Source organism: Streptomyces sp. NPDC111507, assembly GCF_055638955.1.
On the sequence record NZ_JBVKBU010000007.1, the window covers coordinates 287,568 to 312,188 of the forward strand.

Sequence of the window (24,621 nt, forward strand, 5' to 3'; positions counted from 1 at the left end):
GAATGTCAGCCCGCACCCGGGACGTCCGTGCCGGGGCGTTCGTGTCGGGGCGTTCGTGGTCCGTCAGGACCAGGTGGCCAGGTGCTCGTCGATCTTCTTCCGCATGAAGACGGAGGACTCCATGGCGCGTTCTTCCCAGGCGAAGACACAGGCCGTGAGGGTGCCGTCGAAGCCGTTCGCGCGCAGCTCGCGGAAGAGTTCGTCGAAGTCCACCTCGCCCTGGCCGATGTCGAGGTGCTGATGGATCCGGGCCGATGTGCCGGGCGGGTTGAGGATGTAGCGGTTGCCGGAGGACGCGGTGTGGTCCAGGGCATCGGCGAGGTGGACGTGGGTGAGCAGGTCGCCGGCGTACTTGATGATGCCGGGAGCGTCGTTGCCGATGTGGAAGGTGTGCGGGGCGCAGTACAGGAAGCTGACGTTCGGGTGGTTGATGCCGCGGATCAGATTGATCGCGTCGTGGCCGTCCTCGATGAAGTCGTCGGGGTGCGGCTCCAGGGTGAGGCGGATGCCCTCCCGCTCAAGGAGCGGCAACAGGTCGTCCATCGACTTCCAGAACTGGGCCTCGCTACGGTCCGGATCTTCGGGCCGGCCGTTGAGCTCGGAGATCATGCTGTCCACGCCGAGATCGGCGGTGATCCGGATGGCGCGCTTCCAGTAGCGGACGGCGGCCTGCCGGGCATCCTCGTCCGGTCCCGACCAGCGGAACAGGGGCAGGACGGAGGAGACGCCGACGCCCGCCGAGTCCAGCGCCTTGCGGAACTTCCGTACGGTCGCGTCGTCGACGCGCGGGTGCCGGAAGAAGGGGATGAAGTCCTCCCGGGGGGAGAGTTCGATCCATTCGTAGCCCAACTCGGCGACCACGGAGGGTAGTTCGAGGAGCGGAACGTTACGGATCATGTAGGGGTCGAGGGCGATCTTCACGGGAGTCTGCCTTCCGGTCACGGGGAGACGGTGGAGCGTTGGGGCAGGATGTCTTCGGTCCAGCGGCGGTGCCTGGTGGTGCCCGGAGGCGGGTGGAGGTCGTGGGACCGCCGTGTGCACCGGGATGCCGCCACGTCATGTCCGCCCTGTACCTGGGGCCTTTACATGCCCGAACGAGATCTCGTTCTTGGCGCGCCGGGCGAGGACGCGCGTCAGAGGACGCTGGGCGGTCCGGCCGCCGGTCTCCTTGGGGCCAGGGCCAGGGCCAGGGCTGGGGCCGGAGCCAGGGCCGGCGGTGTGGTCACCGCCGGCGCGGCCTGCTGGGGCACGGTCCTCACCGGGTGCCCTTCGCGGCGAACTGGGCGACGGTGTCGACGTTGGACTTGTCGACGAACGCCGGGCCGGTCAGGATCGGCTGCTCGCCGCCGCCGCTGTAGTTGCCGTTCGTCTTGTAGAGCCACAGCGAGTCGACGGCCAAGTAGCCCTGGAGGTAGGGCTGCTGGTCGACCGCGAACTGGATACTTCCCTTCTCGATGGCGGAGATGAGGTCCTTGTTGAGGTCGAAGGTCGCGACCTTCGCCTTGCTGCCGGCCTCGGACGTCGCCTGCGCGGCCGTCAGCGCGAACGGAGCGCCGAGCGTGACGACCTCGTCGATGGACGTGTCCTGCGCGAGCTTGGCGGTGATCGTCGACTTCACGGACGGCATGTCGGTGCCGTTGACGTAGAGGTTGTCGGTCTTGCCGCTGAAGGTCTTCTTCACACCGGCGCAGCGCTGTTCCAGGTTGACGTCCCCCTGGGCCTGCACGACGCACAAGGCGTGCTTGGCGCCGGTGCCGTTGAGCTTGGTGCCGAGCGCCTGGCCGGAGACGGACTCGTCCTGACCGAAGAACGACAGCAGACCCTGCTTCTTCCATTCGGACAGGCCGGCGTTGAAGCCGACGACCGGGATGCCGGCCGCCTCGGCCTTGGCGACCACGGCCTTCATGGCGTCGGGCTTGGCGAGGGTGACCGCGATGCCGTCGACCTTCTGGTCGATCGCGTTCTGCACGAGGTTGGCCTGGTCGGCGGCGGTCTCGTCGTTGGCGTAGATGAGCTTGACGTTGTCCTTGGCGGCGGCGGCCTCGGCGCCCTTGCGGATGGTGTCCCAGAAGGTGTCGCCGGAGGGCGCGTGGGTGACCATGGCGATCGTCATGCGGGGGGTGTCGGCCTTGCCCGCCGACACCGCGGCCCCGCTCTCCGCGGCCTTCTTCCCGCCGGAGCTGCTGGAACAGCCGGCGAGGGTGAGAGCGGCCGCGGCGGTCACCGCCACGGCCGGGGCCATTCTGCGGAATCGGGGAGAACGGGGGAGGGATGTGTGGCTCATGGCGCGTGCACCTCGCTGTGCAAGTGAGAGGGAGTCGGGCGGTGGGCTGTGGATGCGCGGCTGCTGGATGGGACCGGGGAGGTCGCGGCGGCCTCGGTCGGGGCGCCGTGCGCGGGAGAGACCTGCTGCATCGGGTGCGGCGGGCTCAGAAGCGGGTGGGGTGCCCGGAAGCTGTTGGCAGCCGGACACAGGCCCTCGACGCGGTGGAGTCGATGGCCTGGACGTGATGACCGTGCTGCGGTCGAGACGATGCGGTGGCTTGGCGAACTCGGTCTGCGGGACGGTGACGTAGCCGGTCTCGGAACGCCGGGAGCCGTAGCGGTCCGAGCTGACTTCGTTGGAACGTCAGGACAATTTAAAGCGCTTTAAGTTCTGGTACTATCGGCTCGTTTCGTGAACGTGTCAAGGGTGTTGCCCGAGGAGATCTGCCGGGAGGTGCGAGTGGACGATGACGCTTCCGCGAGTCGCAGGGACGGCGCGAGCAAACGCCCCCGGCTGGAGGACGTGGCCGCACGCGTGGGCGTGTCCACCGCGTCCGTCTCCCTGGTGCTGCGCGGTGTGCCCGGCCCCAGCGAGCGCACCCGACAGCGCGTCCTGAAGGCAGCCGCCGAGCTCGGTTACCAGGTGGACCGCACCGCCAGTCTGCTGGCCAGCAGACGCACCCGGCTGCTCGGCGTCATGGTCGACATCCACAGCCCCTTCCACGCGGATCTGGTCGAGCACCTCCACACGGCCGCCGAGGAGGTCGGCTACGACCTCGTCCTCAGCACCCAGACCCGCACCCGCGACGAACACACCGCCGTCGAGACGCTGCTGGCCTTCCGCAGCGAGGCTCTGATCCTGCTCGGCCCGACCGCCTCAGGAGACGCGCTCGCCGCGCTGGACCGCAAGGCTCCCGTCATCGCCGTCGGCCGCCGGATCGCCGACGCCGACCTCGATGTCGTCCGCTCGGCCGACGACGACGGGGTCGGCCAGGTGGTCGACCACCTGGTGGAGCTCGGCCACCGCGCGATCACCTACGTCGACGGCGGCAAGGGCGTCATCGCCACCGACCGTCGCCGCGGCTACCGCGCCGCCATGCGCCGTCACGGCCTGGACGCGCACATCGGGGTGCTGCGCGGCGACAACACCGAAACGGCCGGCGAACGTGCCGCCCGCCAACTGCTCGACGGCGCCGAACTGCCCACCGCCATCGTCGCGTTCAACGACCAGTCCGCCATCGGCGTCCTGGCCGCTCTGTCCCGTGCCGGGGTCGCCGTGCCGGGCGAGGTGTCCGTGGTCGGCTACGACGACGACGCCCTGTCCCGCCTGAGCTGTTTCAATCTGACCACGGTCAGCCAGAGCGCCCGTGAACAGGCCCGGCATGCGGTGATCGCCGCCGTCGAGCGCCTGGACCAGGGCCGCACCGAGCCCCGCGAGGTCCTACTGGCCCCACGGCTCGTCCTGCGTGGCACCACCGCGGAGCGCGTCTGACAGGCGCTCTGGGGCCACCGCCTACACGCGGGCGCGGCGCGAAGGGGAGCGGAGGCGTGGTCTACGGGGAGTGGCACCGTGACGCGGACCTGCTCGCCGAGTCGGCGGCCTCGCGGTGCGGGTCGGCGGCCTCGCGGTGAAGGTCGGCGTCAGGCGGCCGGTCGCACCAGGCCCGTCTCGTAGGCGAAGGTCACCGCCTGCACGCGGGCGCGGGCGCCGATCTTGGCGAGGATGTGGCTGACGTGTGACTTGACGGTGGTCGGCGCGATGGACAGCCGCGCGGCGATCTCGGCGTTGGACCAGCCGGAGGCGACGGCGGTGAGGACGTCGCGTTCCCGCTCGGTGAGCATGTCGAGCCCGGTCTCCTGCTCGGCGGTACGGGCCGGGCGCTCCTGGCGGACCGCGTCGATGAGCGCACGGGTGACGCTGGGCGTGGTGACGGCGTCTCCGGCGGCCACGATGCGGACGGCCGCGGTCAGTTCGTCGGGGGTGGCGTCCTGGGGGAGGAACCCACCGGCTCCCGCGCGCAGTGCCGCGTAGGCGTACCCCTCGTGGCTGCCGGCGGTCAGGACCAGGACGCGCGGGGGACGTCCGCCGGGTCTGACGGGCTCGGGTGCCGGAAACGGGGTGAGGGGCCGGGTGATGCGGCGGATGGCCTCGACGCCGTTCGGATCGGCTTCGTGGTGGCCCATCACGACGACGTCGGGACCGAGCGCGGCGCTCATGCGGACCGCCTCGGCGCCACTCGTCGCCTCGCCGACGACGGTCAGGTCAGGCTCGGCCGCCAGCAGCATGTGCAGACCGAGACGGTGCAGGGACTGGCTGTGCACCACGAGTACGGAGGTCATGACGGGCGCCCTTCGTGAGGGTGGGGGCGACTGCCGACGTGGGTCGGGTGTCCGCCACCGTACTCCCTGTGAACGAAACGGTTTCGTTCACTTCGTTGGCATCAGCGTAGCTCGGACGCTATCGAAACGGCATCGTTTTCTTTGTGGTCTCGGTCACTTCTCGATCGGCGGGGCATCCGACCGTCTGTGGAGTGGTCTTGCATGACCATGCGGGATGTTGCATAATCTTGCCATGTCCAAGGTCCTCACTTCCCTCCCCACCGGCGAGCGCGTCGGCATTGCCTTCTCCGGAGGGCTCGACACTTCGGTCGCCGTCGCCTGGATGCGCGACAAGGGTGCCGTCCCGTGCACGTACACCGCCGACATCGGTCAGTACGACGAGCCCGACATCGCGTCCGTGCCCGGCCGTGCCACCGCGTACGGCGCCGAGATCACTCGGCTTGTCGACTGCCGTGCCGCGCTGGTCGAGGAAGGGCTGGCCGCACTCGCCTGCGGTGCGTTCCACATCAGGTCGGGCGGGCGCCCGTACTTCAACACCACGCCGCTGGGGCGTGCCGTGACCGGCACGCTGCTGGTGCGGGCCATGCTCGAGGACGGGGTGCAGATCTGGGGCGACGGCTCCACGTTCAAGGGCAATGACATCGAGCGGTTCTACCGGTACGGGCTGCTCGCCAACCCGCACCTGCGGATCTACAAGCCCTGGCTGGACGCGGACTTCGTCACGGAGCTCGGCGGCCGCAAGGAGATGTCGGAGTGGCTGCTCGCGCACGGGCTGCCGTACCGGGACTCGACGGAGAAGGCGTACTCCACGGACGCCAACATCTGGGGCGCCACGCACGAGGCCAAGACCCTGGAGCACCTCGACACCGGTATCGAGACGGTCGACCCGATCATGGGCGTGCGGTTCTGGGACCCGTCGGTGGACATCGCCACGGAGGACGTGACGGTCGGCTTCGACCAGGGCCGTCCGGTGACCGTCAACGGCAAGGAGTTCGGCTCCCCGGTCGACCTCGTCATGGAGGCCAACGCGATCGGCGGCCGGCACGGCCTCGGCATGTCCGACCAGATCGAGAACCGGATCATCGAGGCCAAGAGCCGCGGCATCTACGAGGCCCCCGGCATGGCGCTGCTGCACATCGCCTACGAGCGTCTGGTCAACGCGGTCCACAACGAGGACACCGTGGCCGCGTACCACAACGAGGGCCGGCGGCTGGGCCGGCTGCTCTACGAGGGCCGCTGGCTGGACCCGCAGGCGCTGATGGTGCGCGAGTCGCTGCAGCGCTGGGTCGGCACGGCGATCACCGGCGAGGTGACCCTGCGGCTGCGGCGCGGCGAGGACTACTCGGTCCTCGACACCCGGGGCCCGGCGCTCAGCTACCACCCGGACAAGCTCTCCATGGAGCGGACCGAGGACTCGGCGTTCGGCCCGGTGGACCGCATCGGCCAGCTCACCATGCGGAACCTGGACATCGCCGACTCCCGTGCCCGTCTCGAGCAGTACGCGGGCCTGGGCCTGGTCGGCAGCGACCACCCGACGCCGATCGGCGCCGCGCAGGCGGCCTCGACCGGTCTGATCGGCGCCATGGACGAGGGCGGCGCCGAGGTGATCGCCTCGCGGGGCGAGGCCACGGACGAGGAGACGATGCTGGACCGCGCCGCGATGGAGTCCGGCACGGACTGACGCCGGTCACCGGTCGTACGTACCCGGGCGGCGGGCCCCGGCGGATTCTGTTCCGCCGAGGCCCGCCGTCGTCCGCTGCGCGAGGGGGAGGGGTTCACTGCCTGGCTCCCGTCGCCTGCAGCGACCTCACGCATGGGGAGTGGCGGGGCCAGGCCCACGGACGACCGTCCGCCGACGGTCCCTGTCCGCCGGGCAACTCCCAGCGCGGCCGGCAGGGCATCACATCGCGACAGCCGGCGAGCGGCAGTGGTCGGAGGCCGCGGTCCGCAGGGCTACGGGTGCAGTATCACCTTCGTGTAGCCCTCGATCCGCTTGTCGAACTTGTCGTAGCCCGACGGCGCCTGATCCAGGGGCAGTTCGTGGGAGACGACGAAACTGGGCTTCGCCCTGCCCTCGATGATCATGTCGCGCAGGTACCGGTTGTAGCGCTTCACGTTGCACTGTCCCGTCCCCATCCGCAGGCCCTTCTCGAAGAGCTTGCCGATCGAGACGAGGAGCATGCCCTGCTTGGCCTGTTCGTCCGGGCCGCCGGGGTCGGAGGGCACATAGAGGCCGGGCACCCCGAGCGCTCCGGTGGCTCGAACCGTGCCGACGAGGGAGTTCAGGACGGTCGCCGGTTCCTCGCGGTCCGTGCCGTGCCCTGTCGCCTGATAGCCGACGGCGTCAATGCCCTTGTCCGTGCCGATGCCCTCCGTCTGGTCCTTGATCTGCTCGATCGGGTTGCCCTCGGAGAAGTTGACCGGAACCGCGCCTATCTCCTCGGCCTTCTGCAGCCGTTCGGGGACCCGGTCCACGACGAAGACCTTCTTCGCGCCGCGCATCAGAGCCGAATAGGCGGCCATGAGTCCGACCGGCCCTCCGCCGTACACCGCAACGCTCTCGCCCGGGCGGACCTGGGCGAGCTCACAACCGTGGTATCCGGTGGGGAAAATGTCGGCGAGCAATATGAAATCGCTCTCGTGCTCGTTTCCCGGCGGCAGCTTCAGGCAGTTGAAGTCGGCGTACGGTACGCGCAGATATTCGGCCTGGCCGCCCTTCCAGGGGCCCATGGCGACGTATCCGTACGCGCCGCCCGCGAAACCGGGATTGACGGTCAGGCAGTAACCAGTGAATCCCTCGACGCAGTTCATACAGAACCCGCAGGCCACGTTGAAGGGCATGACCACACGGTCGCCCTCCTTGAGCGAGGTGATGCCCTGGCCGAGTTCTTCGATGATTCCCATGTTCTCGTGGCCGAAGACGATGCCGGGCTCAGCGGCGGTACGGCCCTCGTATATGTGCAGATCGGACCCGCATATCGCGGTGGAAGTGACCCGCACGATCACATCGTTCGGATGCTGGATTCTGGGCTTTTCAACCTCTTCGACCGCAACGCTGAACGGCCCTTTGTAAACGACGGCCTTCACGGCTGCCACCTCCGCTCGGTGACGCATGTATGTGATGTCCACGCCCCCGCCCACATTCTCCGCGTGACCCATCTCTCATGATTCTCCGTCCTACGCGATCGGACAAGCCGGTAACGTCGATGTGAATAACTGCTCGGTGCCGTGCAGAGAAATGCAGTGGAGAAGGAGGCCGAAGATGTCAGCACAGCGACTGGGAACGCTGCTTGTCCCCGTGCCGGGATTGTCCGGCACCACCTACCCGCCGGGAACGACCGTGACGGTCCGCGGACGAGGCGCCACGGTCGACGCCTTCGTCAACGGCGACTGGCTTCCCCTGTCGTGGTGGGAATTCTCCGACGGCCTGCGCGAGGACATCGCCGACCGCTGACCCTCCGAGCCGATGCCGTCGCGGGCATCGGCGATGACGACGGTCCTGGGCGGGGTCGTGGCGTTCCTCTGGAGTCCAAAGCTCCCCGGCAGCCTTTGTGCCTGCCGGGGGCTTCGTGTACCCGCCCACCGTCATGGATCGGTGGTGAGGGCGCCCGTGTCGGAGTGTCTCTAGCGCTGGGCCGTGGCGGGCCGGTCGCACTGGCCGGTGTTCATGGCCCGTCCGGTGCGGAGCCGTTGGGCGGCGAGCGCGAGGGCGCTGAAGGCGATCACGGCCGCGCTGTAGACGACCGAGGTCTCGTGCAGGCCGACGTTCGTGGCGGCGATCCCCGCCACCACGGCCGGGATGCTGAAGGCCAGGTAGGAGATGACGAACGCGACCGCGAACAGTTCGCCCCGCTCGGCCGGCGCGGCGATTCGGGCCAGTGTGCCGAAGCTGGCGAGAGCCGAGCCGCCGAAGCCGATTCCGGCGATGGCGGTGCCGGACGCGGCCATGGTGAGCGAGTTCGCCTCCACACCGCCCAGACCGACGGCCGTGCCGAGCAGTAGCAAGGCGGCCGAAAGGGCGAGCGTGCGCTCGGTGGGCCAGCCGCGCAGCGCGAACGCCGTGATCGAGGCGGGCACGCAGAGCAGGGTGACCACCAGGCCGCCGATGACATGGCTGGACAGGCCGAACAGGTTGGCGGCCACCGACGGGCCGAGTGAGAGATACAGGCCGCCCAGTGCCCAGCTCGCCACCAGGATCGGCACGAGTGCCATCAGGTCCGTGCGCAGTCGCGGAGCGACGCCGAGGCGCGGCTGAAGCGACCGTACGACGCCGGGCCGGCGCTGTGCCGTCTCGGGTATGAGGGCGATGAGCAGACCGGCGAGGACCAGAGCCGCGAGCAGCAGCACGTAGACCAGCCGGGTCGGGTGCGGCCCGTACTCCGCGAGGAGACCACAGCCCAGTGCGCCGAGGCCCAGCCCGAACGTCGGGGCCGCACCGGTGATGACCCCGGCACGGTGCGGCGCGTGGGGCGGATTGAGATCGACGAGGGTCGCGCCGAGTGTGGTCATGGCCGCGCCGGTGGCGATGCCCTGGACGAAGCGGGCCGTCAGAAGGATCGAGACGTCGTCGGCGACGATGAACAGTGCCATCGCCACCGCTTCGAGGGCGATGGCCGATGCCAGGACCGGTCGGCGGCCGATGTGATCCGACAGTGCGCCGAGCACCAGGAGCGCCCCGATCATTCCGACGACGTACACCGCGAAAACCGTGGTCAGCGTGGTCGCCGAGAAGCTCCACTCGTGCTGGTAGATGACGTAGAGCGGCGACGGCGCGCTCGACGCGGCCATGAAGAGGACGAAGACGGCCGCGATGGACGCGAAGGCGACCGGTCGGCTCAGCCCCCGCCGCGCACGGCCGGACGGTGGGCCCCCTGGGGCTGAGGCCGACGGGATCTTCTTGTAGGACGTGCGTGCGTCAGACATGCGCTCTCTCTCCGAATGCAGCGATCACTGCGTTAGCAGTCTCCTCTAACGCAGCGATCAGTGCGATAATTTCCGCATGACCGAAGCAACAGTCCAGCCCCGTCCCGGCGGCCGCTCCGCGCGGGTGCGCGCGGCCGTCCACCGCGCGGTCGGGGAGCTGCTCGCCGAAGAGCCGACCGAGGCGCTGACCATTCCCGCCATCGCGGCGCGCGCCGGCGTGCACGCGACCACGGTGTACCGGCGGTGGGGTTCAGTGGCACAGCTCCTGGCCGACGTCGCCACCAGTCGCTTCAGTGGCGACGTCGTGGTGCCGGACACCGGCTCTTTGGCGGGTGACCTGGAGCGGTGGACGGGCGATGTCGCCACCGACCTCGCCGACCCCGACGTCCTCGCCCTGATGCGGGCGACGATCGGCTCGGGTCCGGAGGGCGGATGCGCGTGCACGGCCGACCGGCACGCTCAGCTCGAGTCCATCATCGAGCGGGAGCGAGGTCGAGGAGGCAAGGTGCCGAGCGTCGAGCGGGCCGTCGACGGACTGCTCGGTCCGCTGTACTACCGCGCGATCTTCAGCGGGGAGCCCGCGTCCGGGGAGTGGGCGCGGGGTCTGGTCGCGCCGTTGCTCGCGGCGGTCTAGGGCTGTGACCGGACAGGTCGGCCGGCACGGAGGGCAGTGACCGCTAACGATCGTGCGGACGGCGGCGCCCGCTGCGTCACACGTCGTACGCCGAGAAATCGACGACCGCTGTCGAGTCCTCGCCGTACCGCACGTCTATGTCTACCGCCATCGCCCCGCCTTCGGCTTCGGGGTGCAGATCGATGTGGGCGCAGACGTCCACCGGTGTCCCGGAGCAGCTCTCCGGCGTGAGACGGGTGCCGGGATAGGCCGCCTTCAGCCACGCGTCCAGATCCGTTCGTGGGATCGTGAATCGCGCCTGGTATTCCGTGTCCAGCCAGGCGCGGACGGTGCACTTCGCGTCCTGAGCCCCCTTGGGCAGCCCGTCCTGGTCCGCGTAGCGCATGGCGTCCGCGCACGAGGCGGCTTCCACCTGGGTCATCGGGTCGGCTGTGAAGGCCGTGAAGACCGTCCAGGCGATCCACCCCACGAAAGCCGCCGGGAACGCCACAACTGCGGCGAGCACCCATTTCCGCCTCATGATCACCCTTTGCTGTTGTTCGCGCCCCGAGCGGCGGCCGTCACTCTGCAAGACAGACAGGACGCACGAACGTGCCCCGCGGTTCTTGGCCGAGCGATCCGCGAACTCGCCCCCAACCTGCGCTGGCGCAACGCCGACGCACGCCACCCCGACCTCCTCGCCGCTCGACGGCGCAGGGCAGGGTCATGGCTCTCGGTGCTCATGGGCCGCTGATTCCAGCGTCGCGATCTCCGCCTCGGCCAGGCGGGCCTCGGCGTCGACGTCGATCGACCGGGTGAGCAGCCAGTAGAGCACCGCGGAGACGGGGAGCCCGATGAACAGGGCGATGTCCGCACCGCCGAGCGCGTGGGCGGCGGGTCCGACGTAGAGCGTGCCGACGGAGAAGAACGGCACCATGACGGCGAAGCCGACCAGGTAGGCGATGATGCCGTGCCAACCCCAGCGGCCGTAGATGCCGTGCGGGTTGAAGATCTCGGCGACCGCGTAGTGGCCGCGGCGCACCACGTAGTAGTCCATGAGGTTCACGGCGGTCCACGGAATGAACAGGTAGAGCACCAACAGCAGGAAGTTGTTGAAGTTCTCGAGGAAGTGGGCGGTGGAGGCCAGTGCCCCCACCACGGAGAGCGCCGCGGTGAGGCCGATGGTCACGAGCCGTACGGCGACGGTCGGCCGCACTCTCTTGAACGAGTCGATCGCGCTGATGAGTGTGAGGGACCCGCCGTACATGTTCAGGGCGGTCACCGAGATCAGGCCCAGGGCGGAGAACAGCAGCACGATCGCGCCGAAGCCGCTGAAGACCTTGTCGCCCGCCGCGTTGATCGAACGGACGGTCTCGAAGTCCTTGCCCGCCCACGCGGCGAGCAGAGCCCCTAGACACATCAGCCAGATGCCGCCGAGCGCCGACCCGAAGTACGTCCAGTAGAAGGTCTTGCGGACGGTCACGTCCGGCGGGAGGTAGCGGGAGTAGTCCGAGACGTAGATGGCCCAGCTGATCTGGTACCCGGCGACCACGCCGAACTGCGCGAGGAACGGGGTCCACTGGAAGCCGCCGAGGTCGAACGAGCCCGGGGGATAGTGCAGGGTGAGCAGGATGCCCACGGTGAAGATCCCGAAGACGACCAGGAAGGTGTAGGTGAGGACCCGTTCGGCGCGGTGGATGACGTCGTAGCCCACCAGCGCGATGACGAACCCGATGAGTGTGACCACGACGACCCACAGCTTGACGCCGCCGTGCAACGTGGTGTGCAGGGCCTCACCGGCCAGGATCGTGTTGAAGATGTTGAACCCGGCGTACTGCACATAGGCGAACAGCCATACGAGTAGGGCCCCGACGTAGCCGAACTGCGGCCGTGACTGGATCATCTGCGGCAGTCCCAGTTGCGGACCCTGCGCGGAGTGGAAGGCCATGAAGAACGTGCCGAGGATGGTGCCCGCGGCGATCGCGATCAGCGACCAGACGAGGTTGCCGCCCTCGGTGATGCTGATCAGCCCTACCGCCAGGGTGGCGATCTGCGCGTTGGACATGAACCACAGAGGCCCCAGGTGCCAGAGTTTTCCGTGCCGCTCGTCGAGGGGGACGTAGTCGATGGAGCGGATTTCCAGACCCGATACCCGTGGCTGCGACGATGTGGTCACGAGTGCCTCCTTTGGGCGGGTTCATCATGTGATGAGAAGATTAACCACCTGTGATCACGTTCATCCTCTTGTCATACCGGCGAGGAAGGCCGTACCGGTCAGTATGTCCGACCGGCACGCAGTGCAACCCCAGGTGCGCCACGCCACTGAAAGGATGAAAACGGCCCTGCCGGGCTGCTCCGGCGACGCACCCTGGACGGGCTCCTGCGACAGGTGATTTCGACGCCCCCCCGGTGGAGCATCCGTGCCGAAGAACCGTCGGAAGAGAGCAGGGCGTCTTGGTGTCCTGTCCTGCAGTGGCGTCGTCCTTGCGGCGACCAGCCTCGTAGGGGCGGGGAGGCGCAGGCCGCCGCGCGGGCGCCCACCTGTTTAGCTGGCTGGCGACGACCAGGGGAACCAGCGGGACTCCGGGGCCGGACGTGATCATCGGCGCCGCCGACGCCATCGACGGCCTTGGTGGCAGCGACCCGATCTGTGGTCTGGGCGGGGGCGACCGTCTCATCGGCGGCCGGGGTGCCGACTCCGTCGACGGCGGGGACAGCGGGGACGGCGACGACAGCCTGATCGGCGACAATTTCGGCGCCACCGGAGCCGTGAACGCTGCCGCGGGCCAGGACCAGCTGTCCGGCCGTGCCGGCAACGACACTCTGGTGGGCGACAACTCCGCTGGGCAGGGCGCAGCGGCCGACCGCCTGTTCGGCGGCCCCGGAGATGACGGCAGGGGCGACACCGCCCTCGGAGGATTCTTCGGCGCCTCGGGGGCCGGCGATGACGTACTCCTGGAGGGGCCCGGGGAGTTGGGCGACGCGACGGGCGACAGCGTCGCCGTCTCGGGGAACGGGAATGGGGCCGGCGGTGACGACGTCATCGACCGCGGCGAGGACGGCGGCACGATTGCGACCGGTGACCACTCCGCGTCCGGAGGCACCGCGGTCGGCTCAGGCAACGACCGGATCGCGGGAGGAAGCGCGGGAGTTTCCTCTGGGTTGGCGACAGTTCCCTGGGGGACGCCACCGGGGCGACCCCCGGACGCGATATGACGCTGGGTTCCCTCAACAGGCCCCGGCGAAAGGCTGGTTGGCCATTGCTCTCGTCGCGGCCGCAGGGATCAGTCCGTCGCGTGCCGAGCGGAATGATCGAACGCCAGCGAGCGCTGCTCGGGCTCGGGCCTGCCGTCGCGCCGTGATTCGTGCTGGTCGAGGAGGGTCAGCAGGCCCTCTACGGTCAACCCGGCCTCCGCCGGGTGCCGGAGGATGGTCCCCGGTTCGATGTGGTAGATGTTTGAGCGGCCCTGGCGGGTGTGGGTGAGATAGCCGTCCTGCTCCAGATCGGAAATGATCTTCTGGACGGCGCGCTCGGTGAGCCGGCACCGTGCGGCGATGTCGCGGATACGGGTTCCCTGATCCCTGGAGATCGCGGCCAGCACTCGGGCGTGGTTGGTGAGAAAGGTCCAGCCGGTATGTCCCTGCGGTACTTCACCCATGTCTCGAGCATACGGCTCGGCATTCGCGCATTCAAAAGGGTGAAAGAAAGTTCCTGTATCTCTTGACGTGTGAGGATTCGAAGGTCGACGCTTGGAGTAGTGAGATAGGCGGATGCCCCAGGAGCGACTGCCATGTACGAACGTCCACTGTCCGTCCAGGCCGGCAGCGAAGGCTACTGCCCGCTTGTGCAGGGCGTGGCACGTTCGGCCGGTGGGCGGGCGGCCGCCGCGATCTCCGGTGCCATCGACACCGAGCACCAACTCCAGCGCTCCCTGCGCGAAGCCCCTGTGCGGTCGATCGGCGGACCGTCGGCGGCCGTGACAGGCATCCCGGCAAGAACGACGGAGCGCACAAGGAGGATGGGTTGAGCGACGACGCCGAGCAGGACCTGCGCACCGAAGTCGTCCAGCTCAAACGGGCCATGCAGACCCGGCCGGTCATCGATCTGGCCCGGGGCGTGCTGATGGCCTCGTTCGGCCTGAGCGCCGCCGACGCCTGGAATGTACTGGTCGAGGTGTCCCAGCACACCAACACCAAAGTCCACCATGTCGCCGAAGACCTGGTCGCCGCCGTCAACGGAGATCCGCTTCCCGACTCGCTCCGGCACCATGTGTCCGCGGCGGTCGCCGAAGTCCTCGGTCCCCATGCCCCCAGCCATCCGAGAGCCGTGTGGACCTCTCCCATCGACCGGACGTCACGGGCGGGCGGTGACAAAGACGCGCCGCCGATGTCCGACCGACGTCGCGATCTGTCCTCGGACGCGCTCTGACCCCTGGCCTTCGGCCCCGTCACACGGACTTGCGGCCGACGCCCGCGTACACCCAGTACTCCGACGGGTTCTCCGGTATGTGGTCGTCCGGAGCCGGGCGCCACAGGGGTACGTAGACCAGGTCGGGCTCCACGAGGTCGAAGCCGTCGAAGAGATCCCGGATCTCGCCGCGGGAGCGGGCGGTGACCGGGGATGTGGCCTTGGACCGGTACAGCTGCCCCACGGCGGCGGCCGTGTCCGGGCGATCCTGGTTCGTCGCATGCGTGAGCGCCAGCCAGCTCCCCTCCGGCAGGGCGTCCCGGAACGCGGCCACGATGCCGGCGGGGTTCTCCTCGGGCGTGATGAAGTGCAGGATCGTGATCATCAGCACCGCGACGGGCTGCTCGAAGTCGATCAGCTTCCGTACCTGCGGGGACGACAGGATGTCGGCCGGCCGGCGGATGTCGGCGTCGACGATGTCCGCGCCGGGATTGTCGGCGAGCAGGGCGGTGCTGTGGGCCACGGCCACCGGGTCGCTGTCCACGTAGACCACCCGGGCGTCCGGGCTGGCCGCCTGTGCCACCTCGTGCACGTTGCCCTGTGTCGGGATGCCCGATCCGAGGTCGATGAACTGCCGTACCCCGGCCTCGACCAGAAAGCGCACCGCCCGGCCGAGAAAGGCGCGATTGGCCCGCGCCAGCGTGCGCACCTGGGGGTCGATCGCCGTGAAGGCCGCCAACGCCTCCCGGTCTATGGGGAAATTGTGCTGTCCGCCGAGCATTGCGTCGTACATCCGGGCAACGCTCGCCTTGTCGGGATCGATCCCCTGTGGGAGACCGTCGTTGTCGGCCAACTCAACTCCCTGTCATGTCCGTGATCTTGACGCTCCATCATATAGTTGCCGACCAGGCGTGGCGGGTCGATGTCCAGTCCACGCTGCCGGACCCGCGCCCCACCGGAAAGGCACAACCCTGCGGAACGAAGCGCACTGTCCCATGGACGACGAACCCGCCACAGCGCGTTCACCGCGTCGGCCGGCCTTTTCCCCCGCGGCCGACGCCATCGGCTCGGAACTCGACCTGAGCCTGACCGGCAGCCATGTCGTCGACGCGCTGACGCCCGGGTTCTGCGACGCGGCCTCCGTCTACCTGCTGGAGCGCTGGCTGCTGGAGGAGAACGCGTACGCCTCCGCGGAACCGCCGCAGATCGAGGCCCGCCGACTGGCGCTGCGCATCGGAACGGACGCGCCCGAGGACTGGGAGGGGCTGCTGCCGGTCGGCGAGGTCATCGTCTTTCCGCGCGGGACGCCCTACACAACTGCCATCGCCACCCTCGAGACGCAACTGCTCGACACGGTCGACGCCCATACGTCCGCGCGGCTCAGCACCGCCGGTGGCGGCGACGCCCGCATGGACGCCCTCCTGCGCACGGCCTCCTTCCTCGTCGTCCCGCTGCATCTGCGCGATACCGCCGTCGGATTCATCGCCTGCACGCGCGGCCCGGACCAGGCGCCCTTCCTGCGCGCCGACGCCGAGGCCGTGGAGTCGCTGGCGGTGCGCGCCTGTGTGGCCCTGGACAACGCGCGCCGGTACGAACGCGAGCGTCGTACGGCATTGGCCATCCGCCGAAGTCTGCTCCCCGCCACTGAGCAGCTGTTCGAGGGATGTCGTATCGCCCACGGCTACCTCCCCGCCGGGCGCGACAACATCATCGGTGGTGACTGGTTCGACGTGCTGCCCCGGTCGGGCGGCCGCGTCAGTCTGATCGTCGGGGACGCCATGGGGCACGGTCCGGAATCGGCCGTCGCCATGATCCAGCTACGCACCGCCGTCCGTACCCTGGCGGGACTGGACATCTCCCCGGCCGAGTTGATGCACCGTCTCGACGCGCTCGCGTGTGACACACCGGGAGCTTCCTTCGCCACGTGCATGTACGCCGAGTGGGACGCGAGGCGCCGCATCTGTACCTTCGTCGGAGCCGGCCACCCGCCCCCGCTGATCCGCGATCCGGGCGGCCGGACCGGGCCGGTCACACTCACCAGCCCGGGCCTGCCCCTCGGACTCGGCATGGGGACGTACGAACCCACCGTTCTGCACGTGCCCGACCCGATGCTCCTCCTGCTCTACAGCGACGGCCTGGTCGAGTCCCGCCACACCGACATCGACCAGGGCATCGCCCGGCTCGCCGGCCTTCTCGACACGGCCGGCGTCGACCCCGACCGCGTCGCCGGCCCGGACACCCTGGACTCCCTGTGCCGGCGCCTGCTGCATGGCACGTCGGCCACCAACGACGGAGCGGACGACCGTACGCTCCTGCTCACCGAACTCGTGCCCGCGAAGATCCCATCCCCGCCGCAGGAGCCGGAGAGCTCCCCCGATCGCCTGCCGCAGCCGCGCTAATCGCCTGCCGCGACCGCGTTAGGAGTTGCCCTGCGGTGGTACACGGAGGAGACGAGGGGGGCTGATCGCGGGAGGTTGCCATGCTTGTCCTCGGCATCATTCTGCTCGTCGTCGGTTTCGTCACGGGCATCAGCATTCTTTGGACGATCGGCGTGATCCTTGTGATCATCGGTCTCGTCCTGTGGATCCTCGGGGCTGCCGGACACGCCGTCGGTGGTCGCCGCCACTACTGGTGACGGGGGCCGCGGGCAGCCCCCTGTGCTCGCCCGGTCGTGAAACGGTGGTCGCCGGAGCCGACCTGGTACACGACGTAGCCGTCCTCTGTCCGCAGAAACGTCGCGGGGGTGTGGGTCACCGCGTCGGGGTCTTCCCCGGGGACCCACACCTTCGCGGTCGTGTTGGGAGGCACGGCGCAGCTCAGGGCGAACTCGCCGGATCGCAGCCGCCACCGCGTGGAGACCGGGCCGTAGCCTGAGGTGAACGTGGCGCGGCAGGAGGTGACGTCGCCGCCCGGGCGGGGGCGTATGACGATCTCGCGGTAGCCGGGCCGGCCCGCCGCGATGCCGGCGATGTTGGTGTACATCCACTCGCCCACCGAGCCGTACGCGTAGTGGTTGAAGGAGTTCATGGCCGGGGTCTGGAAGCTGCCGTCGGGCTGGATGGAGTCCCAGCGTTCCCACATCGTGGTGGAGCCCTTGTCCATCTGGTAGCCCCAGCTGGGGAAGGAGCGTTGCCGAAGCAGCCGGTGGGCGACGTCGGTGTGGCCGGTGTCGGTGAGGACGGGCAGCAGCCGGGGTGTACCGAGGAAGCCCGTCGAAAGGTGCCAGTCCTTGGCCTCGATGAGCGCGACGAGGCGGTCGGCCGACGCCTTGCGCAGCGCGTCCGGCAGCAGGTTCATCGACAGGGCGAGGACATAGGCCGTCTGCGTGTCACCCTTCACCTTGCCGGCGGTGGTGACGTAGGCGTTCTGGAAAGCGGTGCGGACACGCTCGAAGAGGTCGAGGTAGGGGGCGGAGTCCCTGCCGAGCTCCTCGGCCGTGCGGGCCGCGAGGTCGGCGCTGTGCGCGAAGTACGCGGTGGCGATGACGTCCTTGGGAGTCTCGTCGGAGACGTTCAGCCAGTCGCCGTACCCGCCGGCCGGCCGCAGCAGGTGGTCGCTGTTCCTCTCCAGGTACTTCAGCCAGGCCTGGATGGAGGGCCAGGCATCTTCCAGGACCTGTCGGTCCCCGTACGCCTGGTACAGGGACCAGGGGACCGTGACGCCCGCGTCGCCCCATCCGGCGACACCGTTGCCGACCGTGCCGACCATGGGTGCCACGTCCGTGAAAGCGCCCTCCGAAGTCTGTGCGTCGCGCAGGTCCACGAGCCACTTGGTGAGGAAGCGGGCCGATTCCATCGTGTACGCCGCCGTGGGCGCGAAGACGTTGATGTCGCCCGTCCACCCCAGGCGCTCGTCGCGCGCGGGTGTGTCCGTCGGGACGGACAGGAAGTTGCCGCGCTGCCCCCAAGTGATGTTGCTGTGCAGCTTGTCGAGCATCGGGACGTCGGTCTCGAAGTCGAGGGTGAAGGGCGCGGAGGTGTGCATGACGCGGCCGGTCACGGCGGTCGCCGGGGGAGTGCCGGGGAACCCGGTCACCTCGACGTAGCGGAAGCCGTGGAAGGTGAAGCGCGGCTCGTACGTCTCCTCGCCGCCGCCCTTGAGTGTGTACGTGTCGGTGGCCGCGGCGGTGCGCAGATTCGCGGTGTAGAGGGTGCCGTCCGGGTTGAGCACCTCGGCATGCCTCAGACGTACGGTCGTTCCCGCCTCGCCCGAGACGCGCAGCCGTACCGATCCGACCATGTTCTGGCCGAGGTCGAAGACGAAGACGCCCGGCTGTGGTTCGGTCACCGTCCTTGCCGTGAGTTCCCCGGCCACCCGGACCGGGCCGTCCACCTGCGCGACGATCAGGTCGGGGGCGGTGTCGCCCGCGGCGCGGACGTCGAGCCAGGTACGGTCGTCGAAGCCGGGTGAGGTCCAGCCGGAGGTCTCCTTGCGCGCGTCGTACGTCTCGCCGCCCAGCAGGTCGGCGGAGACGATCGGTCCGGAGGCGGCCCGCCAGTCCGTGCCCGAGACGACGCGCTCACTCGTCCCGTCGGCGTACTCGACCTCCAACTGCGCGAGCAGCGCGGGGCGTTCGCCGTACTGGTGGGGTCCGAACATACCGACGTTGCCCGCGTACCAGCCCGGAGCCACGTACGCGCCGACGGCGTTGGCGCCGGGCCGCAGGAGCGTGGTGACGTCGTACGTCTGGTACTGGACGCGTTCGCGGTAGTCCGTCCAGCCGGGAGCGAGCTGATCGCGGCCCACGCGGCGGCCGTTGAGGTGGGCTTCGTACAGGCCGAGAGCCGTGGCGTACAGGCGGGCGCGGGCCACCTTCTTGCCCGGGAGCCTGAACTCGTGGCGCAGCTGGTTGGCCGCGTACGACGCCGCGACGACCCGCCCCCAGGGCCCGGCTCCCCAGGCGGCGGCCTCCTTCGCCGCCGGCCAGCCGCTGTCATCGAAGTCCGCCTCGCGCCAGTCGGCGGCGGGCTCCTTGTCCGTCGACCTCCAGGAGTCGTCGGTGATGATCCGCTGTTCGCCGGATGCCGTGTGCAGGACGAGGACGGCGACCAGACCGGCGGGTCCCTCGGTCGCGTTGGTCGCCGAGACCGCGAGGACGTTCTTCCCGGAACGCACCTGAGCGAGGACGTCGAGCACGGCCGGCCGGCGCCAGCCCTCGTTGTCCGTCGCCAGGTCGGTACGGGCCACCTCGGTGCCGTTCACGGAAACGGCGTACACGTTGTCGGCGGTGATGGCCAGGGTCGCCGCCGTGAGGCCGTCCGGGAGATCGAGGGCGCGACGGAACCAACGGGTGGCCGCGGGCGCGCTGTTGGCCGGCTCGCCCTCGGGGAACCAGATCCAGGCGCTGCCCTCCAGCGACGGTGCGTCAGTGAGAGCCGGAGGGGCCGAGACCCATTCCGCCGACCACTGTGCGGCGTCCATGAGGCCGGTCTCCCACCATGCCGCCGCGCTCCAGGCGGAGGCCGCGCCCTTGGCGTCCCAGACGCGTACGGACCAGAAGTAGCGCGTCCGCGGCTTCAGTTGGGGGCCCGCGTACGGGACGAGTACGGACTCACCTGAGGTGACCTTTCCGCTGTCCCAGACATCCGGGTGCGAAAGGTCCGGCGCACTGGAGGCGACACGGATCTGATAGGCGCTCTGGCGCACCGCCGGTACGTCCGAGGCCATCGGCCAGCTCATCCGCGGGTGTTGCGCGTCGAGGCCCAGGGGGTGCTGAACGTACTCGACGGTGGGCGTGGTGATGCGCAGGGCACCGCGTGGTGCACCCGCTCGGGCTGGTGCGGACGCCGTTGCGGCCACTGCTGATCCGGGGTCGGCGACGGCCGCGGCCGTCGTGGCCGCCGATGCCGCCAGGAAGTTCCTCCTGCTGATCACTGGGGCCCCTCACGTAGAAGCGATGAATCGATTCACGGGCGGTGAACGTAGAGGCGTGCGGGACGGAGGTCAATGAGTGTGCGGGATTTTCTTGCTGTGCTGCCGGGTGGGTACGCGCTTTCGGTGGAACCTGACGCGTCCGAGGCGGGGGCGATTGAACGGTTTCAATCGCCCCGTGCGTTCAGGACGAACTGACGAGACGGTCCAAGGCGTCGGCGAGGACGGGGGCGAGGGCCGCGGCGTAGGCCTCGGAGAGGTGGCTTTCGTCGCGGTAGACGGCGGTGTCGGCGACGACGACGGGGCAGACGCCCGTGCGGATCGCGCAGACCCAGGGCCGGGGGTCGATGACCGTGGTGCCGGTCTCGGCGGCGGCGTTGCGGAGGGCGGACTGGCGGGTCGCATCGTGGATCGCGTCCGGCAGGTGGTTCGCGCAGGCGTGCAGTTGCAGGGAGTTGTCGGCGGCGCAGTCGACCGGGTCACCCTTGGGCCACGGGGTGTCGAGCAGGGCGGCCACGTGGGCGCCGGAGGTGGCGAGGTCCCGGAAGGTGTCCTCGAAGCCCGTGGTCCACTGCCGCAGGGTGTCGTCGGCGGGCTCGGCGGGGTCGCCCGCGTCCGAGGAGGAGACGACCACCAGGGCAGGGTGAAGGGCGTTGATCCTCGCCACGACGTGGGAACGCCAGGTGTCGCAGGCGGTGTACGGCTTGTGGCGGTTGATGATGGTCACGCTGGCGACCTTGCAGGAGGCCTTCGTCAGTGAGACCAGCTTCCATCCGCGCTCGGTCGCGAGACCCTGCAGAGCCGGGAACCACTGGGCCGCGTGGGAGTCGCCGAAGAGCACGACGGTCCGGGAGGACGCGCGGTTGCCGTAGACGCACGGCGGATTCCGCGTGCTGTCGTAGTCGACATGGCAGCCGTCCCGGTAGACCGCGGACCGGGAGGACTTCACCTTCGTCAGGGCCGGGGTGAGGTTGTTCGGCAGGCTGCCGGAGGACGTGGCCAGGAGCTCGGCCAGCCGCGCCTGCGGGTCCGGCGCGCCTGCCAGCTCCTGCGCCAGTACGGGCGCGGGGCCGCCGACTTCGATCGTCGGCTGGACCGCCGCCGCCGTCAGCGCCAGCACCGTCGCCCCCGCCGACAGCCCGACGCCGAGCGCCAGGGCCCGGTTCGGCCGTCCCCGGAACGCCCGGTGGAAGCGGACCGGGTTCTCGACGAGGCGCAGCGTCAGCCAGGCCAGACCCAGCGCGACCGCGCACAGCCCGAGCGCGAGTGGTACCCCGGCGGCGCCGTCCGTACGGCCCAGCGCCACCGGGGCTACGACCAGCAGCGGCCAGTGCCACAGGTACCAGCCGTACGAGAGCCCGCCCAGCCACACCATCGGCCGCCGTCCGAGCAGCCACCCCGCGCCGTGCGAGGCGGGCGCGCAGCCGCCGGCCAGGACGAGCGCGGCGCCGAGGACCGGCAGGAGGGCGTGGTAGCCCGGGAAGGGCGTCGCGTCGTCGTACCAGACCGCCGCAAGCGCGACGCAGGCCAGGCCGAGCCAGGTCAGCGAGGCCGCGAGGGCCGCGGGCAGCCGTTCCAGCCGGGCCGTGGCCAGCGCCAGCAGCGCGCCGGCGCCGAGCTCCCAGCCCCGGGTGGGGGAGCCGAAGTACGCCCAGGGCGCCGAGGAGTTCGTCACCAGGACGCTGACCACGAACGACCCCAGGCACAGCGCCCCGAGCACCAGCGCGATCAGCCGGCGCCGGCCGCGGGCGGCTCGCCAGCTGAGCAGCAGGAGCAGCGGCCATACCAGGTAGAACTGCTCCTCCACGGCGAGCGACCAGAAGTGCTGGAACGGCGAAGGCGGACTGTTCTGGGCGAGATAGTCCGTACCGGCCGCCGCCAGCCGGAAGTTGACCGCGTACAGCGCGCTGCCGAGGGCGTCACCCGCGTACTCGGCGAGCCGCGCCTTCGACAGGAACAGCCATGACCCGGCCAGCGTGACCGCGATGACCAGGGACGACGCGGGCAGCAACCGCAGCGCACGGCGGGCGTAGAAGGTGCGGACCGACAAGCGACCGGTGGTGGCGAGTTCGCGCAGCAGCAGGGACGTGATGAGGAAGCCGGAGATCACGAAGAAGACGTCGACCCCGACGTATCCGCCGCTGACCTGTCGCACCCCGGCGTGGGAGAGCACCACGAGCGTGACGGCCACCGCACGCAACCCCTGGATGTCCCACCTCAACGAGTGGCCTCCGGGTGGTGCGGTGCTGCCGCCCGCTGGGATGGTACGGACCTCGGCGGGCGTGGTGCTCGACATCAGGCGCAACTCCTTGGGGACTGACATGGATTGATTCCGTACTGTCCGGCCGCCGCCCGGAGTTCGGGTGAACAACGCCTCAACTTCACGAGAATCCCCGGCGTGACGAGAATCCCCGGCGCGCCCGTGCGGATCCCGCTGGTCGGAGGGTTGACCCCGCCCTGCGGAGGTCAGGTGGTCGAATGGGGGAGAGGAGGTAATCCGTTCGAGCGTCGCGGTCCGCCACCTCTCCGTGGCGATGGTGGCGGCGGGTCGGCTCCCGCACGATCTCCCGGGGGGATTCCTGGAAATCGTGCTCGAGTGAGGGACGTCTTGTCGACCGATTCAGCGACGGCGACCGACCATGCTGCCGTTCGTGCAATGCCGCTGGGTGAGGCGCTGGACGGCGCGCCCATGTCCCGGTTCCATGTCCGGTTCTGGCTGCTGGCGGGACTGGGCATCCTGCTGGACGGCTTCGATTTCTTCATCATCGGGGTGGCCAATCCGCTGGTCGCCAAGGACTTCGCGGTCGGCTCCGCGCTGCAGGGACTGATCTCGGCTGCCGCGATCGTCGGTGCGATGTGCGGCGCCGCGCTGCTGGGGCCGTTGGGGGATCGGATCGGCCGTAGCCGGATCTTCCGGCTGGACCTGTGGATGTTCGTCGTCTTCTCGGTGCTGTGCACCCTCGCCTGGGACCCCTGGTCGCTGGCGGCGTTCAGATTCGCTCTGGGGCTGGCGGTCGGTCTCGACTATCCCATCGCCGCCGGCTACCTCGCCGAGATCCTGCCGTCCAAGAACCGCGGACGGTGGTTGGTGGGCGCGTTCAGTCTGCAGGCGGCAGGGATCCTGCTCGGCGCGGTGGTCGGCGTCGTGGTCCTCAACGTCCGGCCGGAGGTCGACTCCTGGCGGATCATGCTGGGGTTCGGCGTGCTGCCCGCCCTCCTGATCATCTGGCTGCGGCGCGCGGTGCCGGAGAGTCCGCGCTGGCTCGCCCAGAACGGACGCGAGGAGGATGCCTGCGAGATCGCTCGGGCGCTCGTCGGTGTACCCGTGACGGTGACCGGTGCCGACCGGGAACGCCTGGAGGCTCCCCCGGAGGGGTTCCGTGCGTTCCTCCAGCCGCAACTGTTCTCCCGACGGTGGAGGCGGCGCACGATCTTCACCGCGGTGCCCTGGTTCCTGATGGACATCGCCACCTACGGCGTGGGCATCTTCACCCCCACCCTGCTGGCCTCGTTCGCACTGGCCGGTGCCAACAGCACGTTCATCGCCGATGACATCGCCTCCACCAAGGGCACCGCCGTGCTGGACGTCTTCCTGGTCATCGGCTTCTGGCTGGCCATCGTGCTGGTCGACCGGGTCGGCCGGGTGCCGCTGCAACTGACCGGATTCGGCGTCATGGCCCTCGCGCTGTGCATTCTGGCCTGGAGCGCCCAACTGCCGGGCGGACCGCAGGCCCACCTCTCCATGGTCGTGGTCGGGTTCGCCCTGTTCAACACCTTCATGAACCTGGGCCCCAACTCCACCACCTTCACGCTGCCCGCCGAGGTGTTCCCCTCCGAAATGCGAGCCGCCGGCCACGGCTTCGCCACCGGGTGCGGCAAGTTGGGCGCGGCCCTGGGCACCTTCCTGTTCCCGGTGCTCCTCGCGCGGCTCGGCGAGAGCCTGTTGCTCTACGGGGTGGCGGTCACCAGCGCGCTCGGCTTCCTGGTGACGTACCTCTTCCGCATCGAACCGCGTGGACGGTCGTTGCAGGAGCTGTCGGGACTCGATGCCGCCGCACTGGCGCCCCGTATCGCTCCTCCGTGACCCGTCGGCGTCACCGGCCGCGCTCAGGGTTGCCAAGCGGACTGGCGGTCCGTATGCTCCAGTGCATACGGACTGTCGGTCCGCTTTCATTCGGGTGTCCCGCGACTGGGAACCGTC

General features: G+C 69.5%; 21 protein-coding genes. 10 read left to right on the plus strand and 11 right to left on the minus strand.

Features of this window, described 5'->3' with window-relative positions; translation table 11 throughout:
- Nucleotides 1-63: 63 nt before the first annotated feature.
- Together ACZ7M2_RS28380 and ACZ7M2_RS28385 are read right to left on the minus strand one after the other, a co-directional pair.
- Nucleotides 64-921 carry a sugar phosphate isomerase/epimerase family protein gene (locus tag ACZ7M2_RS28380; protein WP_471597826.1) on the minus strand — a complete coding sequence of 286 codons (858 nt, stop codon included), beginning with the start codon at nt 919-921 and terminating at the stop codon, nt 64-66.
- A gap of 334 nt (nt 922-1,255) precedes the next feature.
- Nucleotides 1,256-2,284, minus strand: a complete 1,029-nt coding sequence (locus ACZ7M2_RS28385; protein WP_471597672.1) for a substrate-binding domain-containing protein — start codon at nt 2,282-2,284, stop codon at nt 1,256-1,258.
- Nucleotides 2,285-2,725: 441 nt separating this feature from the next.
- Here ACZ7M2_RS28385 and ACZ7M2_RS28390 point away from each other — a divergent pair, with 441 nt between their 5' ends.
- Nucleotides 2,726-3,757 (plus strand): LacI family DNA-binding transcriptional regulator, encoded by a 1,032-nt coding sequence (locus ACZ7M2_RS28390; protein ID WP_471597673.1) that lies wholly within the window; start codon nt 2,726-2,728, stop codon nt 3,755-3,757.
- 149 nt (nt 3,758-3,906) lie between these two features.
- On the opposite strand, the gene ACZ7M2_RS28395 is transcribed toward ACZ7M2_RS28390, so the two are convergent.
- Nucleotides 3,907-4,605, minus strand: a complete 699-nt coding sequence (locus tag ACZ7M2_RS28395; protein ID WP_471597674.1) for a LuxR C-terminal-related transcriptional regulator — start codon at nt 4,603-4,605, stop codon at nt 3,907-3,909.
- A gap of 232 nt (nt 4,606-4,837) precedes the next feature.
- On the opposite strand from ACZ7M2_RS28395, the gene argG reads away from it, so the two are divergent.
- Nucleotides 4,838-6,286, plus strand: coding sequence for an argininosuccinate synthase (argG, locus tag ACZ7M2_RS28400; protein WP_471597675.1), 1,449 nt, complete (start codon nt 4,838-4,840; stop codon nt 6,284-6,286).
- 272 nt (nt 6,287-6,558) lie between these two features.
- Here the strand turns inward: argG and ACZ7M2_RS28405 are convergent, their stop codons facing one another.
- Complete coding sequence (locus ACZ7M2_RS28405; protein WP_471597676.1) at nt 6,559-7,692, minus strand: glutathione-independent formaldehyde dehydrogenase; 1,134 nt, start codon at nt 7,690-7,692, stop codon at nt 6,559-6,561.
- A gap of 175 nt (nt 7,693-7,867) precedes the next feature.
- On the opposite strand from ACZ7M2_RS28405, the gene ACZ7M2_RS28410 reads away from it, so the two are divergent.
- Nucleotides 7,868-8,059, plus strand: coding sequence for a hypothetical protein (locus ACZ7M2_RS28410; RefSeq protein WP_030190387.1), 192 nt, complete (start codon nt 7,868-7,870; stop codon nt 8,057-8,059).
- Nucleotides 8,060-8,229: 170 nt separating this feature from the next.
- On the opposite strand, the gene ACZ7M2_RS28415 is transcribed toward ACZ7M2_RS28410, so the two are convergent.
- Nucleotides 8,230-9,528, minus strand: a complete 1,299-nt coding sequence (locus ACZ7M2_RS28415; protein WP_471597677.1) for an MFS transporter — start codon at nt 9,526-9,528, stop codon at nt 8,230-8,232.
- Between the two features lie 76 nt (nt 9,529-9,604).
- On the opposite strand from ACZ7M2_RS28415, the gene ACZ7M2_RS28420 reads away from it, so the two are divergent.
- Complete coding sequence (locus ACZ7M2_RS28420) at nt 9,605-10,162, plus strand: TetR/AcrR family transcriptional regulator (RefSeq protein WP_352047455.1); 558 nt, start codon at nt 9,605-9,607, stop codon at nt 10,160-10,162.
- 76 nt (nt 10,163-10,238) lie between these two features.
- Here the strand turns inward: ACZ7M2_RS28420 and ACZ7M2_RS28425 are convergent, their stop codons facing one another.
- Both ACZ7M2_RS28425 and ACZ7M2_RS28430 read right to left on the minus strand, forming a co-directional pair.
- Complete coding sequence (locus ACZ7M2_RS28425) at nt 10,239-10,682, minus strand: hypothetical protein (protein WP_471597678.1); 444 nt, start codon at nt 10,680-10,682, stop codon at nt 10,239-10,241.
- Between the two features lie 183 nt (nt 10,683-10,865).
- On the minus strand, nt 10,866-12,317 hold the full coding sequence (locus ACZ7M2_RS28430) for a purine-cytosine permease family protein (protein ID WP_471597679.1): 1,452 nt from the start codon (nt 12,315-12,317) through the stop codon (nt 10,866-10,868).
- A gap of 419 nt (nt 12,318-12,736) precedes the next feature.
- Between ACZ7M2_RS28430 and ACZ7M2_RS28435 the strand changes: the two genes are divergently transcribed.
- Nucleotides 12,737-13,357, plus strand: coding sequence for a hypothetical protein (locus tag ACZ7M2_RS28435; RefSeq protein WP_471597680.1), 621 nt, complete (start codon nt 12,737-12,739; stop codon nt 13,355-13,357).
- Between the two features lie 68 nt (nt 13,358-13,425).
- Here the strand turns inward: ACZ7M2_RS28435 and ACZ7M2_RS28440 are convergent, their stop codons facing one another.
- Nucleotides 13,426-13,800, minus strand: coding sequence for a helix-turn-helix transcriptional regulator (locus ACZ7M2_RS28440; protein ID WP_471597681.1), 375 nt, complete (start codon nt 13,798-13,800; stop codon nt 13,426-13,428).
- Nucleotides 13,801-13,932: 132 nt separating this feature from the next.
- Between ACZ7M2_RS28440 and ACZ7M2_RS28445 the strand changes: the two genes are divergently transcribed.
- Together ACZ7M2_RS28445 and ACZ7M2_RS28450 are read left to right on the plus strand one after the other, a co-directional pair.
- Nucleotides 13,933-14,169, plus strand: a complete 237-nt coding sequence (locus tag ACZ7M2_RS28445) for a hypothetical protein (protein ID WP_471597682.1) — start codon at nt 13,933-13,935, stop codon at nt 14,167-14,169.
- Nucleotides 14,166-14,570: an ANTAR domain-containing protein gene (locus ACZ7M2_RS28450; RefSeq protein WP_471597683.1), complete on the plus strand. Its 405-nt coding sequence runs from the start codon at nt 14,166-14,168 to the stop codon at nt 14,568-14,570. Before ACZ7M2_RS28445 ends, ACZ7M2_RS28450 begins: the two co-directional genes overlap by 4 nt.
- 19 nt (nt 14,571-14,589) lie before the next feature.
- Here the strand turns inward: ACZ7M2_RS28450 and ACZ7M2_RS28455 are convergent, their stop codons facing one another.
- The gene (locus ACZ7M2_RS28455; protein ID WP_352047462.1) at nt 14,590-15,402 is read right to left on the minus strand and encodes an SAM-dependent methyltransferase; all 813 of its coding nucleotides are present in this window, start codon (nt 15,400-15,402) and stop codon (nt 14,590-14,592) included.
- 142 nt (nt 15,403-15,544) lie between these two features.
- Here ACZ7M2_RS28455 and ACZ7M2_RS28460 point away from each other — a divergent pair, with 142 nt between their 5' ends.
- The gene (locus ACZ7M2_RS28460; RefSeq protein ID WP_471597684.1) at nt 15,545-16,948 is read left to right on the plus strand and encodes a PP2C family protein-serine/threonine phosphatase; all 1,404 of its coding nucleotides are present in this window, start codon (nt 15,545-15,547) and stop codon (nt 16,946-16,948) included.
- An 80-nt stretch (nt 16,949-17,028) separates the two neighbouring features.
- Complete coding sequence (locus ACZ7M2_RS28465; protein ID WP_095856802.1) at nt 17,029-17,184, plus strand: DUF6131 family protein; 156 nt, start codon at nt 17,029-17,031, stop codon at nt 17,182-17,184.
- Here the strand turns inward: ACZ7M2_RS28465 and ACZ7M2_RS28470 are convergent.
- Together ACZ7M2_RS28470 and ACZ7M2_RS28475 are read right to left on the minus strand one after the other, a co-directional pair.
- Nucleotides 17,175-20,423: an alpha-L-rhamnosidase gene (locus tag ACZ7M2_RS28470; protein WP_471597685.1), complete on the minus strand. Its 3,249-nt coding sequence runs from the start codon at nt 20,421-20,423 to the stop codon at nt 17,175-17,177. The genes ACZ7M2_RS28465 and ACZ7M2_RS28470 overlap by 10 nt on opposite strands.
- A 181-nt stretch (nt 20,424-20,604) precedes the next feature.
- Nucleotides 20,605-22,716, minus strand: a complete 2,112-nt coding sequence (locus ACZ7M2_RS28475) for an acyltransferase family protein (protein ID WP_471597686.1) — start codon at nt 22,714-22,716, stop codon at nt 20,605-20,607.
- Nucleotides 22,717-23,076: 360 nt separating this feature from the next.
- On the opposite strand from ACZ7M2_RS28475, the gene ACZ7M2_RS28480 reads away from it, so the two are divergent.
- Nucleotides 23,077-24,504, plus strand: coding sequence for an MFS transporter (locus ACZ7M2_RS28480; protein ID WP_471597687.1), 1,428 nt, complete (start codon nt 23,077-23,079; stop codon nt 24,502-24,504).
- Nucleotides 24,505-24,621: the final 117 nt, after the last annotated feature.

Bases quoted from the DNA above. Each gene is read 5' to 3' on its own strand.
- ACZ7M2_RS28385 (WP_471597672.1), bottom strand. From the start codon at position 2,284: ATGAGCCACACATCCCTCCCCCGTTCTCCCCGATTCCGCAGAATGGCC.
- ACZ7M2_RS28395 (WP_471597674.1), bottom strand. From the start codon at position 4,605: ATGACCTCCGTACTCGTGGTGCACAGCCAGTCCCTGCACCGTCTCGGT.
- argG (WP_471597675.1), top strand. From the start codon at position 4,838: ATGTCCAAGGTCCTCACTTCCCTCCCCACCGGCGAGCGCGTCGGCATT.
- ACZ7M2_RS28410 (WP_030190387.1), top strand. From the start codon at position 7,868: ATGTCAGCACAGCGACTGGGAACGCTGCTTGTCCCCGTGCCGGGATTG.
- ACZ7M2_RS28415 (WP_471597677.1), bottom strand. From the start codon at position 9,528: ATGTCTGACGCACGCACGTCCTACAAGAAGATCCCGTCGGCCTCAGCC.
- ACZ7M2_RS28420 (WP_352047455.1), top strand. From the start codon at position 9,605: ATGACCGAAGCAACAGTCCAGCCCCGTCCCGGCGGCCGCTCCGCGCGG.
- ACZ7M2_RS28425 (WP_471597678.1), bottom strand. From the start codon at position 10,682: ATGAGGCGGAAATGGGTGCTCGCCGCAGTTGTGGCGTTCCCGGCGGCT.
- ACZ7M2_RS28440 (WP_471597681.1), bottom strand. From the start codon at position 13,800: ATGGGTGAAGTACCGCAGGGACATACCGGCTGGACCTTTCTCACCAAC.
- ACZ7M2_RS28445 (WP_471597682.1), top strand. From the start codon at position 13,933: ATGTACGAACGTCCACTGTCCGTCCAGGCCGGCAGCGAAGGCTACTGC.
- ACZ7M2_RS28460 (WP_471597684.1), top strand. From the start codon at position 15,545: ATGGACGACGAACCCGCCACAGCGCGTTCACCGCGTCGGCCGGCCTTT.
- ACZ7M2_RS28465 (WP_095856802.1), top strand. From the start codon at position 17,029: ATGCTTGTCCTCGGCATCATTCTGCTCGTCGTCGGTTTCGTCACGGGC.
- ACZ7M2_RS28475 (WP_471597686.1), bottom strand. From the start codon at position 22,716: ATGTCGAGCACCACGCCCGCCGAGGTCCGTACCATCCCAGCGGGCGGC.
- ACZ7M2_RS28480 (WP_471597687.1), top strand. From the start codon at position 23,077: ATGCCGCTGGGTGAGGCGCTGGACGGCGCGCCCATGTCCCGGTTCCAT.